Source organism: Paramagnetospirillum marisnigri, assembly GCF_001650715.1.
In the GTDB taxonomy this organism is placed as follows: domain Bacteria; phylum Pseudomonadota; class Alphaproteobacteria; order Rhodospirillales; family Magnetospirillaceae; genus Phaeospirillum; species Phaeospirillum marisnigri.
This window is the reverse complement of the sequence record NZ_LWQT01000039.1, coordinates 11,571-27,845: the sequence shown is the minus strand read 5'-3', so window position 1 is coordinate 27,845 and position 16,275 is coordinate 11,571. Positions and strand designations below refer to the sequence as shown.

General features: G+C 64.7%; 4 protein-coding genes. All 4 read left to right on the top strand.

Annotation, left to right across the window (positions count from 1 at the left end; genetic code table 11):
- Nucleotides 1–98: 98 nt before the first annotated feature.
- From A6A04_RS03860 to A6A04_RS03845, 4 genes are read left to right on the top strand one after another with little or no spacing between them, the layout of a single operon-like run.
- Nucleotides 99–1,874 carry a peptidase domain-containing ABC transporter gene (locus A6A04_RS03860; protein WP_082914670.1) on the top strand — a complete coding sequence of 592 codons (1,776 nt, stop codon included), beginning with the start codon at nucleotides 99–101 and terminating at the stop codon, nucleotides 1,872–1,874.
- Nucleotides 1,871–4,108, top strand: a complete 2,238-nt coding sequence (locus A6A04_RS03855; RefSeq protein ID WP_082914669.1) for a peptidase domain-containing ABC transporter — start codon at nucleotides 1,871–1,873, stop codon at nucleotides 4,106–4,108. Before A6A04_RS03860 ends, A6A04_RS03855 begins: the two co-directional genes overlap by 4 nt.
- Before the next feature lie 33 nt (nucleotides 4,109–4,141).
- Complete coding sequence (locus A6A04_RS03850; protein WP_068490105.1) at nucleotides 4,142–5,494, top strand: HlyD family type I secretion periplasmic adaptor subunit; 1,353 nt, start codon at nucleotides 4,142–4,144, stop codon at nucleotides 5,492–5,494.
- Nucleotides 5,495–5,532: 38 nt separating this feature from the next.
- The gene (locus A6A04_RS03845; protein ID WP_068490103.1) at nucleotides 5,533–16,257 is read left to right on the top strand and encodes a hypothetical protein; all 10,725 of its coding nucleotides are present in this window, start codon (nucleotides 5,533–5,535) and stop codon (nucleotides 16,255–16,257) included.
- Nucleotides 16,258–16,275: the final 18 nt, after the last annotated feature.

Here is a 16,275-nt window from a genome sequence, read left to right as displayed (position 1 = left end):
TTCGCATCTTCGTTACACTTTGAACTACACATTGACATTTGACTACTTGCCGCCCGATCAACTAACCTGAGGATAAGGGAAGCCATCTAGGATCGTGAGTGTTGGAGAAGCTTAAGGCACGCTTTGGGCTCGACCTGTGGGTCACGACGGCCAACAGGCGGGATGCCGTCTATGTACTCGCGGCATCGGTCGCCCTTAATCTGCTGGCGCTGGCGCTACCGCTGGCGCTGTTGCAGGTCTATGACCGCATCATTCCCAACAGCTCGGGCGGCACCCTGATGCTGATGATCTCTGGCGTCATCCTGGTGGTGGCCATGGAGGCGGTGATCCGCGTGGCCCGCGCCGATATCATCAGCTGGATGGGATCGCAGATCGAGCACAATGCCGGATGCCGCGCCTTCGGGCGCCTGATGGGAGCGCCCGCCGACCAGTTGGAGCAGACCGGCGCCGGTGATCTGATCGAGCGCTTCTCCGGCCTGCCCATGGTCCGCGAAGTGTTCACCGAGCACTGGACCCTGGTGGCCTGCGACCTGCCTTTCGTGCTGATCTTCCTGGTGACCTTCTGGTATCTGGCGGGTGCCCTGGTGCTGGCCCCCCTGGCCATGGTGGCGCTGATCGTCCTGGTGGCGCTGAGCGGTTCGGCCAAGGCCGAGAAGAATACGGAGGATTTCAACACCATCCGCGACCGGCGCCAGAATTTCACCATCGAGGCGATCCAGGGGATTCACGCCATCAAGTCCATGGCCATGGAGACCCAGATGATCCAGCGCCTTGCCCGCCTGCAGGACGCGGTGGCCAAGGCGTCGCACAAGGTGGTGCTGAGCAATGCCGGGGTGCTGTCCAACGGCGCCACCTTCACCCAGATTTCCACCCTGGTCGTGGTGGTGATCGGCGCCATGCTGGTGGTGGATAACAGTCTGACCGTCGGCGGTCTGTCCGCCTGCACCCTGCTGATGGGGCGCATATTGCAGCCGGTGCAGAAGGTGGTGGCCATGTGGGGCCGCTTCCAATCCGCCGACATGATGCGCGAACGGTTCCAGGGGCTGTTCGATCTGCCCTCCGAGCATAGCGAACTGGCCAGGCCCGCCCAGATCAGCCGGGGTTCGGTGGAATTCCGCGACGTCACCTTCGCCTATGGTAAACACGCGCCCATCTTCGAGCATGTCTCGCTGAGCATCGAGCACGGCGAGCGCATCGCCATTTCAGGCGATAACGGCAGCGGCAAATCGACCCTGCTGCGCCTGATGTATGGCAGCTCCATCGCCAGCTCGGGCGAAATCCTTCTCGACGGCATGCCGGTGGCCGACTGCTATCGCAATGCCCAGGAATCGGGGGGCGTCGCCTTCGTGCCCCAACGCGGCGAACTGTTCCGCGGCACGATCCTGGAAAACCTCACCATGTTCAAGCCGAGCCTTCGGCGGGTGGCGCTTCGCATCGCCAGCGACCTTGGCCTGGACGAAGTGGTATACCGCCTGCCCCAGGGCTACAACACAAGGGTGGGCGAAGGCTCGGCCGAGGCCCTGCCGCGCGGCGTCACCCAGCGTATCGCCGTGGTGCGCGCCCTGACCCGCCAGCCCCGCATCCTGCTGTTCGACGAGGCCAACGCCGCCATGGACAGCCAGGGCGATGAGCGTCTGCGCCAGTATTTCGAGGCCCTGGACCGCGACACCACCCTGATCATGGTCACGTTGCGCCCGTCGCTGCAAAAGCTGGCGGATCGCCTGTTCAAGATCGAGGACACCGCCGTCAACCCGGTGCGGTTCCGCCTTGACGCACCGCAGCCGCCCAGCCAGCCGCCGCCGGTCCTGACCACCGTCCCCAACACCGGAGCGGCCATCGCGTCTCCCGCCGCCAAGATCGGACACGCGTCGTGAACCCGCAACACGAACTCGCCGTCGCCGCCGCGACCGCCCCCACCACCTCGATCCCGCCGCCCGGCGGCCGGATCACCTGGGGACAGCACGTCTCGGAGGTGGAGCTGACCGAAGAGTTGGCCGCCAGCGGGCGGCTGGGCGGGTTCCATGCCGTCACCGATGTTGCCGCCTGCATCCTGCCGCTGCTGACCGCCCTGAACTGGACCGGCAATGTGGTGCACATCGCCGAATCCCTGCCCCATTTCGCCGAGAAGCTCGACCTGACCGACGTGCTCAACGTCATGGCCAATCTGGGCTTTACCAGCCGCTCGCTGACCATCCGCCCGTGCGAGCTGGATTTGCGGCTGCTGCCCTGCCTGTTCGTGCCCGATGGCGACGGCATGGCCATGGTGCTGGTCGAGCCGGCCCGCGACGGCGTGGTGCGGGCCTTTGATTCGGCTACCCGCACCTATGTCAATGTCATGACCCCGCAAGAGTCCGGCTCGGTCTGGCTGTTCAAGCCGCTGGACGAGACCACGCGGCTGCAGCAGGAAGAGGCGCCCCGCGACTATGTGGGCACCATCACCAAGCGCTTCTTCCCCATGATCGGCCGCATGATGGTCGCCAGCATGATCTCCAACGTACTGATCCTGGCCACCCCCATCTTCATCATGTCGGTCTACGACCAGTATCTGCCATCGGGATCGTGGGGTCTGCTGGTGGCGTTGCTGGGGGGCGTCGGCCTGGCGCTGGCGGGCGACCATGCCATCCGCAGCCTGCGCTCGCGCATGATCGCCTATGTGGGCGCACGGCTGGACCATCTGCTGGGCATCGCGGTGTTCCGCCGCCTGATGATGCTGGCGCCGTCCTATACCGAGCAGGCCAATTCCAACAGCCAGATCGCGCGCATGCGCGATTTCGAGATGATCCGCGAGTTTTTTACCGGTCCGTTGGCCACCTCGCTGGCGGAAGCGCCTTTCGTGTTCATCTTCCTCATATTGATGGCGGTGCTGGGCGGGCCCCTGGTTTTCGTTCCCATCGGCGCCGTGTTGCTGTTCCTCCTGCTGGCCTGGGTGGTCCGCCCTCTGGTGGTGGATCGCGCCAACGCCCTGGCCCGCGCCTCGTCCAAGCGTCAGGAATTCCTGGTGGAATCCCTGTCCAATCCCCGCATCATCAAGGAGGCGGGTGCCTCCGACGTGTGGTACGACCGCTACCGCAACCTGTCGGCCGACGCGGTGCTGAAGGCCCATTCCTCGGCGCGGACCAATGCCGCCGTGGCGGCCGTGTCGCAGGGGCTGGTGACCGCCGCCGGCGTCACCACCCTGGCCTGGGGTGTCGAGCGGGTACTGGGCGGCACCATGACCGTTGGCCAGTTGATGGCCTCCATGATGGTGGTGTGGTGGGTCCTTCGCCCCTTGCAGACCGGTTTCTCGCTGGCCACCCAGATCGAGCGGGTGCAGTCCTCCATCGCCCAGATCAACCGACTGATGCAGTTGCGGCCCGAACGGGTCGCCGCCGCCTCCATCCAGTCGCCGCCCGCACTCAAGGGACGGCTCAGTTTCAATAACGTCTCGCTGCGCTATTCGCCCGAAGCCGATCCGGCCCTGCTAGGCGTTTCGTTCCAGGCCGATCCCGGTGATGTGGTCGCGGTGGTCGGCCCCAATGGTTCGGGCAAGTCCTCGGTGCTGAAGCTGGCTCTCGGCATGTACCGCCCCCAGACCGGTGCGGTGCTGATCGACGACATCGACATCCGCCAGTTGGACCCGCTGGAACTGCGGCGTATCGTCGCTTATGTGCCCCAGCGGGCCGAGCTGTTCTTCGGCACCATCACCCAGAATCTGCGGCTGGTCAGCCCCACCGCCAGCGACGACGAAATCCGCTGGGCCTGCGACGAGGCCGGTGTGCTCGAGGATATCCTGGAACTGCCGGACGGTTTCAACACAAGGGTGGGCGATGCCCGTACCGACCGCCTGCCGACCTCGTTGCGCCAGCGCCTGTCGCTGGCCCGGGCCTATCTGAAGCGTGCCCCCATCACCCTGTTCGACGAGCCGGCGGCGACGTTGGACTTCGTCTCCGACCGCCAATTCATGAAGACGCTGGAACGCATGCGCGGCCACAGCACCGTGCTGCTGGTCACCCACCGTCCCAGTCATCTCAAGCTGGCCGACAAGATCGTCGTGCTGATTCAGGGCCAGGTCCGCATGGCCGGACCTGCGTCCCAGGTCGCCGGACGGCTGCCGCCAGGGCTTTTCTAGGACCCAGGTTTTTTCTGACAAGGAAGAGAGACCATGGCGCAAGAAGCGCTGCTGAACAACACCAGACCCGAGCGGGGATCGCGCCAGATCAGGCACCTCGCCCAGTACGCCATCGTCGAGGAGGGCGGGACCTCCGCGGTCTCGCGCGCCATGGTGATACTGGTCTCGCTGGTTCTGCTGGCGTTCATCCTGTGGGCCAGCTTCCTGAAGATCGACGAAGTGGCGGTGACCTTCGGCTCGGCGGTGCCGTCGCGCTCGGTGCAGGTGGTGCAGCATCTGGAAGGCGGCATCGTCCGCGACATCCTGGTGGAGGACCGCGCCATGGTCAGCCAGGGGCAGGTGCTGCTGCGCCTCGACCCGGTCCAGGCCCAGGCCGAGTTGGAGCAGGCGGTCAGCCGTCGCGCCGCGCTGAGTGTGCGGGCCGAGCGCATCCGCGCCTTCACCGAGGGCCGCGAGGCCAATTTCACCAAGACCGCCACCAAGTTCCAGGGCCTGGCCTCGGACCAGAGCGACATCCTGCGCGCCAATACTGAACGCTGGATGTCCCAGCACGCCGTCATCGACGAGCAGATCCAGCAAAAGCGCGAGGAAATCAAGGCGGTCCGCCAGCAGCAGCATGCGGTGCGCGAGCAGTTGAAGCTGCTGGGAGAGGAAGAGGTGATCCGCGAGGACGCCTTCAAGGAAGGCGTCTCCAGCAAGATCAGCGTCTTCGCCGCCCGGCGCCAGCGCGCCGCCATGGAATCCGAGCTGTCGCGCATGCAGGGCCAGGAGCAGACCGCCCGCAAGGCGCTGGACGAGCTGGAAAAGCGGGCCATCGACCTGGACGCCAATCTGCGCCAGGACGCCTTCAACGACCTAGGCACCGTCACCGCCGAACTGTCGCAGGTGGAGGAAGCCATCCTCCGCCTTGAGGACCGGGTCAAGCGGCTGGAAATCACCGCCCCGGTCAAGGGCTATGTCCAGAATCTCAAGGCCAAGACCGTGGGCGCCGTGATCCCGGCGGGCGGCATGGTCATGGAGATCGTGCCGGTGGACGGCGAATTGCAGGTGGAAACCAAGATCAGCACCCGCGATGTCGGCCATCTGCGAGAAGGCCAGCAGGTCATTCTCAAGGTCGCCACCTATGACTTTGTCCGTTACGGAACCGTCAAGGGTCTGCTGAAGCAGATTTCGGCGACCACTTACATCGACGAAAAGGATGCCTCTCCGTACTACAAGGGATGGATCGTGCTGGAAAAGCCCTATGTGGGCTCCCAATCCGGCGAAAATCCGATTCTTCCCGGCATGACGGTGCAGGCCGATATCATCACCGGCGACAAGACGTTGCTTCAGTATCTGCTGAAGCCGATCCATGTGTCGCTTGCGCAGGCTTTCCGGGAACGCTGAGGGGGTTTCCGCGTTTCCGATAGATTGGGGAGAGTGTCATGAGCCAGGACGATCAGGGCCAGCCGAATACACCCGAGACCTCGAATGAGGTTGGGGGCGCCGACAGCGCCAATGTCACCACGCTGAACGCCCTTCACATGGACGGCAAGGGCCAGGAAGGTCTTGACGACGCCACCGAGAACGAACTGGCGGATACCTCCGAGGCCGAGGGCGACGACGTCGCCGGTTTCGCCAATGTCCAGAGCGCCGGACGCACCACTTTCGAGAAGATGGTGGGTGGCGGCATCAACGAAGGCCCCGCCACCCCCGCCGCCGACAACATCCAGCAGGATGTGGCCCCCGCCTCGGAGCCGGACAATCAGGTCGATGCCCGGTTCGAGAACCCGCATCCGCAGCAGCAGCCCGAGGCCCAGGTCCAGGAATTCGCCGTCGACGCCCCGACCCCGCCGCCCATCCAGGTGGAGCGGCCCCAGGATCGCGTCGAAGACCCCCGCCCCGATCCGCGGCCCGAGGGAATTGATGAGCCCGAGGCCCCCGAGGAGGCTCCGGCGGCCGCGCAGCAGGTGGCGGCCCCTGTCGTGACCGAGGCCCCGCCGGTGGAAGTGCCCGAAGATGTCGTGGTCAATCCCTTGGCGACGGCCCAGACGCCCACCCTCGATTTCGGCATCAGCGACGGCATCGAGGATCTGAACGGCACCACCCCCAGCGACCGCAAGATGAAGCTGGATATCGACCCCAAGCTGCAGGACAGCGATGGCGGTTCCGAATCCCTGACCATCACCATCAAGGGCGTGCCCGACGGCTTCACCTTCTCCGATGCCTCGGGAACCCCGCTGGGAACCCAGAGCGGCGATAGCTGGACTTTCGACTGGCCCACCAATGCCCCCGATCTCTATCTGGTTCGGCCCGAGCACTATTCCGGTGACCTGACCTTCGAAGTCACCGCCACCGCCCGTGAATCCAACGGTGATACCTCGTCCATCACCAAGACCCTGCCGGTGCATGTGGAAGCGGTGGCCGACCAGCCGCCGCTCGCCGTCACCCATGTGGCCGACATGGAGAACAGCTGGATTTCACTGGGTGGCCATATCACCACCCAGTTGGTGGACGCCGATGGTTCCGAGACCCTGGCGGTCTACATCACCCCCAAGCCCGGCGCCTCGTGGGGCGGCCACGACATGCCGGTGGGCACCCAGCTCAACCACGGCACCCTGCTGACCTCCGACCTGACCCTGGAAGACGGCACGATGATCAAGGCCGGGTCGTGGAAGGTCGATCCCGCCGATCTGGCCGATCTCAAGGTCCGGCCGCCGAATAATGTTTCCGACGACTTCACCTTCGAGGTGCGTTCCGCCACCACCGAGGGCATGAACGGCGATGTGGCCGTCAACGGCCCGCTGGACCTGCGTGTCGATGTGGGCATCGTCGACCCCAGCGTCGCCGGGTCCGGAACCGGCAACGAGGACACCTGGATCAGGCTGGACCTCTCGGCCAATGTCAATTCCTCCGATGGCACCGAGACCCTGACGGTGTGGCTGGAGAATCTGCCCGCCGACGCCGAGCTGCGCTATGCCACCACCGCCAACGGCCATACCGCGGGAGAGATCCTGGTGCCCTCCGGCGGTCGCTATAACGTCACCGATTCCTTGCAGAACCTGGATGTGCGCTGGAAGACCGTCCACAAGGACGATGACATTTCCTTCAAGCTGCGCGCCGTGGCCGAGGATTTTGATGCCCGCAACAGCGGCGACACTCCCGACCGCAACACCGCGCTGGGCGACGCCACCGCCCCCGACACCAGCCAGGCCCTGGCCGATGTCACCGTGGTGGTCAAGGCGGTGGCCGACCAGCCGAGCCTGACCGCCACCGGCGTGGGCGTCGAGGACAAGTACATTTCCCTCAACATTAGCAGCGCCCTGGTGGACGCCGCCGATGGTTCCGAGAACCTGACCGTCTACCTGACCGCTCCGGCGGGCGTGGTGGTCAATGTCTATGACGCCGCCACCGGCACCTATGTGGCGGCAACCCCCGTCACCGACGCCATCAGTCTGTCCAATTCCACCCTGGGCACCGCCACCATCCCGGCGGGTTCCTACGCCGTCACCGCCGCCCAGGCGGCCCATTATGTCCGCCTGACCGGCTATACCGCGCAGAGCGATGGCACCAACCATGACGGCGCCGCCGACCTGCAGGTCTCGGTGACCTCTGTCGCCACCGAGCGCGGACCGGAAGTCACCGCCGATTCCTCCGAGGTGTTCGACCGCCAGTCCTGGCGGTCGGTGACGGTGGACGTGCCGGTGTTCGGCGACGCCGACACCCCCACCACCGCCGTGGTGGACGCCCGTCAGGTCATCAACGAGGACGCCACCTACAATCTGCACACCGCCATCGGCGGCGGCCATTTTGCGGTGGAGACCACCAATGGCGTCGACAGCGCCGATGGCTCGCAGAGCATCATCGCGCTGCATGTGAAGCCCATCGAGGCCGGATCGCGCCTGTTCATCAATGGTGTCGAGCAAACCCTGCCCGCCGCCGACGCCAATGGCGACCGCTATTGGACGCTCGACCCCGCCGACGTGTCGTCGGGCAGGGTCACGGTGGCCGGTCCCGCCGACTGGGGCAGCCTGAATGACGCGCTGGACAAGCATTTCGATGTCCGTAGCGTGACCCGCGAGGCTGATTACGCCGCCAATACCTCGGGCCTGTTCGACGGCCTCACCCGCACCCCCACCGCCACCAGCGACTGGGACCGCCTGACGCTCGGCATCAATCCGGTGGCCGATACCCCCATCAATCTGGTCGCCAACGGCATCGCGGTGGAAGACAAATACGCCGCCTTGAACATATCGGCCGCCTCCTCCGACGTGGATGGCTCCGAGACCGTCGCCTACTACATCCAGCCCACCGCCACCTCCCCGGTGGGCATGGTGGTCAAGATCGCCGACGCCAATGGCAACCTGACCGATGCCACCCGGGTGGATGCCGACTTCACCCTGACCGACGGCACCGTCGTCAAGGCGGGGTCGTATATGGTGACCGGCGCCCAAGCGGCCCAGCATGTGCGGGTCTATGGCCTGGACGCCCAGAGCGACGGCGCCAATCATAACGGCAATGGCGATTTCAACCTGGGCGTCACCGCCGTCACCAGCGACGGCACGACCACGGCAGGCGCTTCGGTCAATGTGGCGGTTACCGTGTTCGGCGACGCCGACACCCCCACCACCGCCGTGGTGGACGACCGTCAGGTCATCAACGAGGACGCCACCTACAATCTGCACACCGCCATCGGCGGCGGCCATTTCGCGGTGGAAACCACCAATGGCGTCGACAGCGCCGATGGCTCGCAGAGCATCATCGCCCTGCATGTGAAGCCCATCGAGGCCGGATCGCGCCTGTTCATCAATGGTGTCGAGCAAACCCTGCCCGCCGCCGACGCCAATGGCGACCGCTATTGGACGCTCGACCCCGCCGACGTGTCGTCGGGCAGGGTCACGGTGGCCGGTCCCGCCGACTGGGGCAGCCTGAATGACGCGCTGGACAAGCATTTCGATGTCCGTAGCGTGACCCGCGAGGCTGATTACGCCGCCAATACCTCGGGCCTGTTCGACGGCCTCACCCGCACCCCCACCGCCACCAGCGACTGGGACCGCCTGACGCTCGGCATCAATCCGGTGGCCGATACCCCCATCAATCTGGTCGCCAACGGCATCGCGGTGGAAGACAAATACGCCGCCTTGAACATATCGGCCGCCTCCTCCGACGTGGATGGCTCCGAGACCGTCGCCTACTACATCCAGCCCACCGCCACCTCCCCGGTGGGCATGGTGGTCAAGATCGCCGACGCCAATGGCAACCTGACCGATGCCACCCGGGTGGATGCCGACTTCACCCTGACCGACGGCACCGTCGTCAAGGCGGGGTCGTATATGGTGACCGGCGCCCAAGCGGCCCAGCATGTGCGGGTCTATGGCCTGGACGCCCAGAGCGACGGCGCCAATCATAACGGCAATGGCGATTTCAACCTGGGCGTCACCGCCGTCACCAGCGACGGCACGACCACGGCAGGCGCTTCGGTCAATGTGGCGGTTACCGTGTTCGGCGACGCCGACACCCCCACCACCGCCGTGGTGGACGACCGTCAGGTCATCAACGAGGACGCCACCTACAATCTGCACACCGCCATCGGCGGCGGCCATTTCGCGGTGGAAACCACCAATGGCGTCGACAGCGCCGATGGCTCGCAGAGCATCATCGCCCTGCATGTGAAGCCCATCGAGGCCGGATCGCGCCTGTTCATCAATGGTGTCGAGCAGGCCCTGCCCGCCGATGGCTATTGGACCATCGATCCCGCCGATCTGGCCGCCGACAAGGTCACCGTGGCCGGTCCGGCCAATTGGGGCGACTGGTCGCTGGACAAGCATTTCGATGTCCGCAGCGTGACGCGCGAGGCCGATCATGGCGCCAATACCTCGGGCCTGTTCGACGGGCTGAGCCGCACCGCCACCGCCACCAGCGACTGGGACCGCCTGACGCTCGGCATCAATCCGGTGGCCGACGCCCCGACCCTCTCCGCCTCGGGCATTGGCGTCGAGGACAAATACGCGGTGCTGAACATCACCACCGGTCTGGTGGATAGCGATGGCTCGGAACAACTGAGCATCTATGTCTCCGGCCTGACCGGCGGCCGCACGCTCAGCGCCGGAACCCTGCTGACCGATCCGATCACCCTGGCCAACGGCACGGTGATCCCGGCCGGGTCCTATCAGCTGACCTCGGCCCAGTTGTCGGGTCTGAAGGTCCAGAACCTGCCGCTCCACAGCGACGATGACTTCACCCTTACCGTGACCTCGGTGGCCACGGAAAAGGCCGCCGATGGGACCTATACCGGCCCGGTGGCGGTGACCACCGTCACCCCGAGCGTGGTGGTCTATGGCGACGCCGACAAGCCGGTCTCGCCGGTGATCGAACCGGCCCAGACCATCAACGAGGATGATTACTACAATCTGCGGACCGTGATCGATCCGCAGACCTTCGCGGTCAATGGCCAGTTGGTGGATACGGTTCGCGAGTCCCTGACCAATTTCCGCATCAAGCCGATCGAGGCGGGATCGCGTCTGGCCATCAGCACCGATGCCACCATCACCAGCGGCGAAATCCAGGCCCTGCCCGCCAGCGGCTATTGGACAGTTTCCGCCGCCGATCTGTTCGGGGGCAAGGTCTATGTGGGTGGCGCCGCCAACTGGTCGAGCCTGAGCAGCCAGTTGCATTTCGACATCCAGGTCAGCACCCGCGAGGCCGATTACAATGCCGGCAACAGCCCCACCGGCCTGTCCGACGCCGGACTGACCCGTTCGCGCGAAGCCTGGTCTGATTGGGATCGCCTGACGCTCCAGGTCAATCCGGTGGCCGACGCCACCACCGTCGGCGCCAGCAATACCGGCAACGAGGACACCGCCATCGGGGTCACGCCCACCTTCACCCTGGTGGATACCGATGGCTCCGAGCATCTGACCGGCCCGGTCTTGTTCATCTCGTCCGATCCCGACATGATCTCGGGCACCCTCCGCGTCAACGGCACCGTGATCTCCGGCGTGGATCAGGGGGATGGAACGACGCTGTGGACCATCCCGGAATCCGCCGTGGTCTCGCAGGGCGGTTCCACCAGCGTCTTCACCCTGAGCGGCGTCACCTTCACGCCATCGACCCATAACGCCAACGACATGACCTATACCATCAAGGTCACCACGACGGACACCGACGCGGGCATCACCCATCAGACCACCGCCACCGGAGCGGTGATCAATGTCACCGCCGTGGCCGACCAGCCCACCATCAGCGTCGGCTCCGCCGATGTGAACAGCGTGGTGCATCTGACCGAGGACACCGCCCTCAATCTGGGGCTGGTGACCAATCTGGTGGACGGCCCCAACGCCAATCCGGTGGGCGGGGCCTACAACCCCGATCCCGAGCATTTCTCCTCCATCACGCTGGAGCAGATTCCCACCGGCTGGACCCTGCTGAAGGACAATCACGACGGCAGCTACACCCAGATCAGCATTAGCAACGGCGTCGCCGACCTGACCAATCTGCCCCTGGCCGATGTCATGCTGAAGCCGCCGACCAATCTGGATCTGGCCAGCGCCAGCAATTACAGCTTCCTGTTCAAGTCCATCTCGGCGGAAAGCGAGAACAGCTCGACCGCCACCAATTCGGTCAGCTTCAAGGTGGTGATCGACGCGGTGGCCGACACGCCGACGCTCCAGGTCACCCATGTGCGCACCAACGAGGATGTGCGGGTGGCGCTGGACATCCGCCCGGCGGTGACCGACACCGACGGCTCGGAAAGCATTTCCGATATCTTCATCAGCGGCGCCCCGGCCGGAACGCTGTTCTATACCGGCGCCACCGGCACCACCACGGTGGGAACCCTGGGCAAGCTGGTGAACGGCGCCTTCGTCGAGGACGCCACCGGCACGGTCTGGCGCTTCGCCAAGGCCGACCTGACCAACCTTTATCTCCAGCCCCGCCCGGACTCCAACCAGGATTTCGACCTGTCGGTGGTGGCACGCTCGACCGAAGCCAATCTCGGCAACAACAACGACACTGCCGATTCCATTGCCCAGACCCTGAAGGTCATCGTCAAGGGCATCTCGGACGGCGTCACCTTCCCCGACGCTCTCCATGACGGCAATGTCCTGGTCGCCACCGGGGTCGAGGACAATCTGGTCAACCCGCATTTCGAGCAGTACAACATCGTCGATGTGGATGCGGCGGGAAGCGTGCACGGACCGGAGACGCTCTCCATCGTCATCAAGGAAATTCCCGCCAACGTCACCATGTCCATGACGTCGGGCAACGAGAAATACGCCAAGTATCTGGGCACCGATGCCAACGGCAATGAACAGTGGTCCATCGACCCCAATCATCTGGCCGATGTCCGCTTCGGGGTGCCCGCCAATTTCTCGGGGACCATCACCGGCACCGTCAAGCTGGACCTGATCACCACCGAGAATGACGGCGATTCCCTGATCGCCTCCCATGATCTCAGGATCGTGGTCACCCAGGACGCCGACGCGCCCAGCATCTCGGTGTCGTCCGCCATCGCCGAGGATGGCTGGGACGCCAATGGCATTCCCATGACAGTCACCGTCAATCCCGGCGAGACCGTGTCGGGTGGCATCGAGGAAATCAGCAATGTCACCCTGGTGTTCAATACCGCCGATCTGGCGGCTTTCCCGCCGCTGACGGTGCGGTGGAACAACACCGATTACGCCATCGCCGACCTGCCCACCGACGCCAGCGGCAACCATGTCCTGGACGTGACCAGCGGCTACAACACCGCCACCAATCAGGTCTCCGGCCTCTCCATCAAGGGATTGCCCGAGGACTGGTCCAAGGATGTGCCGTTCAAGGTCAGCGGCACTTCGTCGGAATACAATGCCGACGGCACCATCTTCGATTCCGAGACCCGGACGGTCAATGGGTCCGTCCAAATCTCGGCGGTGGTCGATACCCCGGCCACCTTCACCGTGACCGACACCGATGCCCTGACCGCGGGCAACCAGGCCAGCGGCCAGGTGGGCAGCCAGATCGATCTGGGCCTGTCCCTCACCCTGGGGGATCTGGATGGGTCCGAACCGTCGTCCATGTATTTCGTCATCGCGGGCGTGCCCAACGGCGTCATCCTGACCGATACCAACAACAGCGTGGTCAATGCGGGTAACGGCTATTGGATCGTGCCCTATACCGCCGGGTCGGCGGGCTGGCACCTCTATGCCTCCTCCCAGCTTCGCACCGGCGAGGCCGACCTGACCATCCGCGCCGTGTTGAAGGACAATGATCCCGATGGCGGCACCGTCACCGACACTTTCGACCAGACCCTGCACCTGAAGATCACCGATGCCGACGGCCATTACGGCAACGGCTACAACTGGTGGTCCGATCCCAATATTCCGGTGCTCAATCCGCCCAGCATCAACGCGACGCCGAAGCCAGGCACCGAGGATGTCAATTTCAGCCTGGACAATGTCAGCGCCTCGCCCGCCGCCACCAATGGCGGCACGGTGACCGCCATCGTGGTGGGAACCCAGCAGGCGGGGGTGTCCATCTCCAGTTCCGCCGGTTGGGACAATCCCTTCACCGGCGAACATGTGATCAAGCCCGCCGATATCGGCACCCTGACCGTCAATCCGCCCGACGACTTCGCGGGCGACGTCAAGGTCAACCTGAAGGCGGTGGCCACCGATGGCGACCTGACCGCCACCACCTCCACCCCCAATGGCGGACTGGTGGTCGCGACCCTGGACCCCGACACCGACGGGGCCAGCGTCTCCATCACCGCCGCCAACTCCACCGAGGATTTCGCGGGTATTCCCTTCACCCTGGACTTCCAGGAGCGGGACAATGATTTCTCGGAAATCATCGCCAATGGCGGCGTGATCACCATCACCCTGCCCAGTGGTTCGCAACTGTTGCTCAACGGCGTCGCCCAGACCGGCACCAATGGCACCTATAGCCTGAATGTCAGCGACTTTGGCGTCAGCGACTTCAATGCCAGCGGCCATATCGCCCTGAACGGCCTGTCGGTGGTGCCGCCCGCCCATTATCACGGCTCGCTGACCATTTCGGCCTCCATCACGGTGACCGAGGCCGGCGACACGTTGAGCCTGCATGGCGACGACGCCAGCGCCATCAATGTGCTGACTACCGGCTCCAAGACCATCACCCTCACCGCTGTGGCGGATGATCCGACCATCACCGCCGCCAATGTCTCGGGCAACGAGGACAGCTGGATCACCTTCAACGTGTCCATCGATGCCCCCGACGTGGTCGGCGGCGGCACCTATTCCTCGGAATACCTGTCGATCAAGCTGAGCGGCATGCCCGCCAACGCGGTGATCGACGGCGCCCTGAAGAACAGCGACGGCAGTTGGACCGTCAAGGACGCCAATGTCTCGCTGGTGCAGGTCAACGGCGCCTGGAAGGTCCAGCTTTCCAACGTCAAGATCCTGCCACCCCAGGACGATTCCGGCACCTATACCCTGACCGTCGACGCCTATACCCTGGAGCCCAGCAACAAGAGCATCGCCCATTCCTCGGGCAGCTTCACGGTGACGGTCGCGGGCGTGGCCGATACCCCCACCGTCGACCCGGTGGCGGTCAACAACGGGTCGGAAGATGTGGCCCTGCCCATCACCCTGAACGCCCAGTTGATCGACCTGTCGGAAACCCTGTCGGTGACCATCACCGGCGTGCCCACCGGCGCCAGCTTCGTCGATGCGGCGGGCAATGCCATCGGCACCGATCTCGGCGGCGGCTCGTGGAAGCTGGAAGACGGTGACCTGTTCACCCGCGCGGGGAATGCGGTGACCGCCAAGCCCCTGTTCTTCCTCGGCAAGCTGCACGAATCGGGAAGCTGGGCCATGACCGCCACCGCCACCAGCGTCGACGGCCTGACCACGGCGACCAGCTATACCCAGGCCTTCTCCATCACCCTGGCGGGCGTGGCGGATACGCCGACTCTGACCCTGACCGACCTGACCTCGGCGGCCGATGGCTATTTCGCCTCGGGCAACGAGGACAGCAAGATCGCCATCAACATCGCTGCGGCGACCCCGGATAGTGACAGCGAAACGGTGGAGGTGCTGATTTCCGGCGCTCCGGCCGGGTCGGTGCTCTATAACGGCGCCACCGCCATCAATGTGTCCGGCGATGGCTTCTGGCATGTTCCGTCCAACCTGCTGGACGCCAATCTGAAGATCCAGCCGCCCAGCAACTGGAATGGCGACATCACCTTGACGGTGAAGGCGCATACCACCGAAGGCGCCACCAACGGCTATAGCGCCGAACAGAGCTTGGTGGTGCATGTCAACGCCATCAACGATGCCCCCGACATGGTGCTCAGCGGCGCCAGCGGCCAGTCCGAGGTGGGCGCCATCACCAGTCCGATCTATGTGATCCCGGAAGGCACCAACAACTACATCAACATCAACGATAATGCCGATGGCGTCGCCAATCCCGACCTGACCCGCATGGATATCTCCATCACGACCGGAGCCCTGACCGGCGACGGTATCAGCATGGTCGGCCTGCAGCCCCGCCTGGACATCAATGGCGACCTGGCGGTGGACTTCAACGGCCACACCTTCGGCATCAATTTCAACCAGGGCACCCATACCCTGTCGCTGACCGGCACCGCCGATGCCAATACTTACGAGGCCCTGGCCGAACAGCTGATCCTGACCAACCCGTCAGGCGCCATGGCGCCCGGCGTCCGCACCCTGGAAATCAAGGTCTATGACGCCGCCGGTGCCACCGACACGGTTCAGACCACCGCCACCATCGGTGATGTGGCGCAGAATCAGGGCGTCACCCTGGCGGGCGACACTTTGGGCACCGTCCAGTGGAGCGCCACCGGCGCCACCACCCTGCTGGGCAGCGGCGGCAACGACATTCTGCTGGTGGCGGGCGGCGACGCGGTCTCGTCCATCAATGGCGGCGCCGGGATCGACCAGTTGTGGATGCAGACCACCGCCCATGGCCATGGCGACTGGCTGTATGCCATGGATGCCAATAACGACATCATCGCCACTTCGGCATCCCATCCCGATACCGGCGAGTTCATCGTGCACCTGAGCCAGGGCAGCGCCACCATCGACAACACCAATCACGAAGTGGTGTTCAACAACGCCGCCGGAACCATCACCTTCGGCGACACGGCACAGCAGATCGCCTTCGCTCAGATCGAAAAACTGACGAGCTGAGGCGGCAAACGAAAAGCC

What these genes read in the sequence shown, in the direction of transcription:
- A6A04_RS03850 (WP_068490105.1), top strand. Translation starts at nt 4,142, where the DNA reads ATGGCGCAAGAAGCGCTGCTGAACAACACCAGACCCGAGCGGGGATCG.
- A6A04_RS03845 (WP_068490103.1), top strand. Translation starts at nt 5,533, where the DNA reads ATGAGCCAGGACGATCAGGGCCAGCCGAATACACCCGAGACCTCGAAT.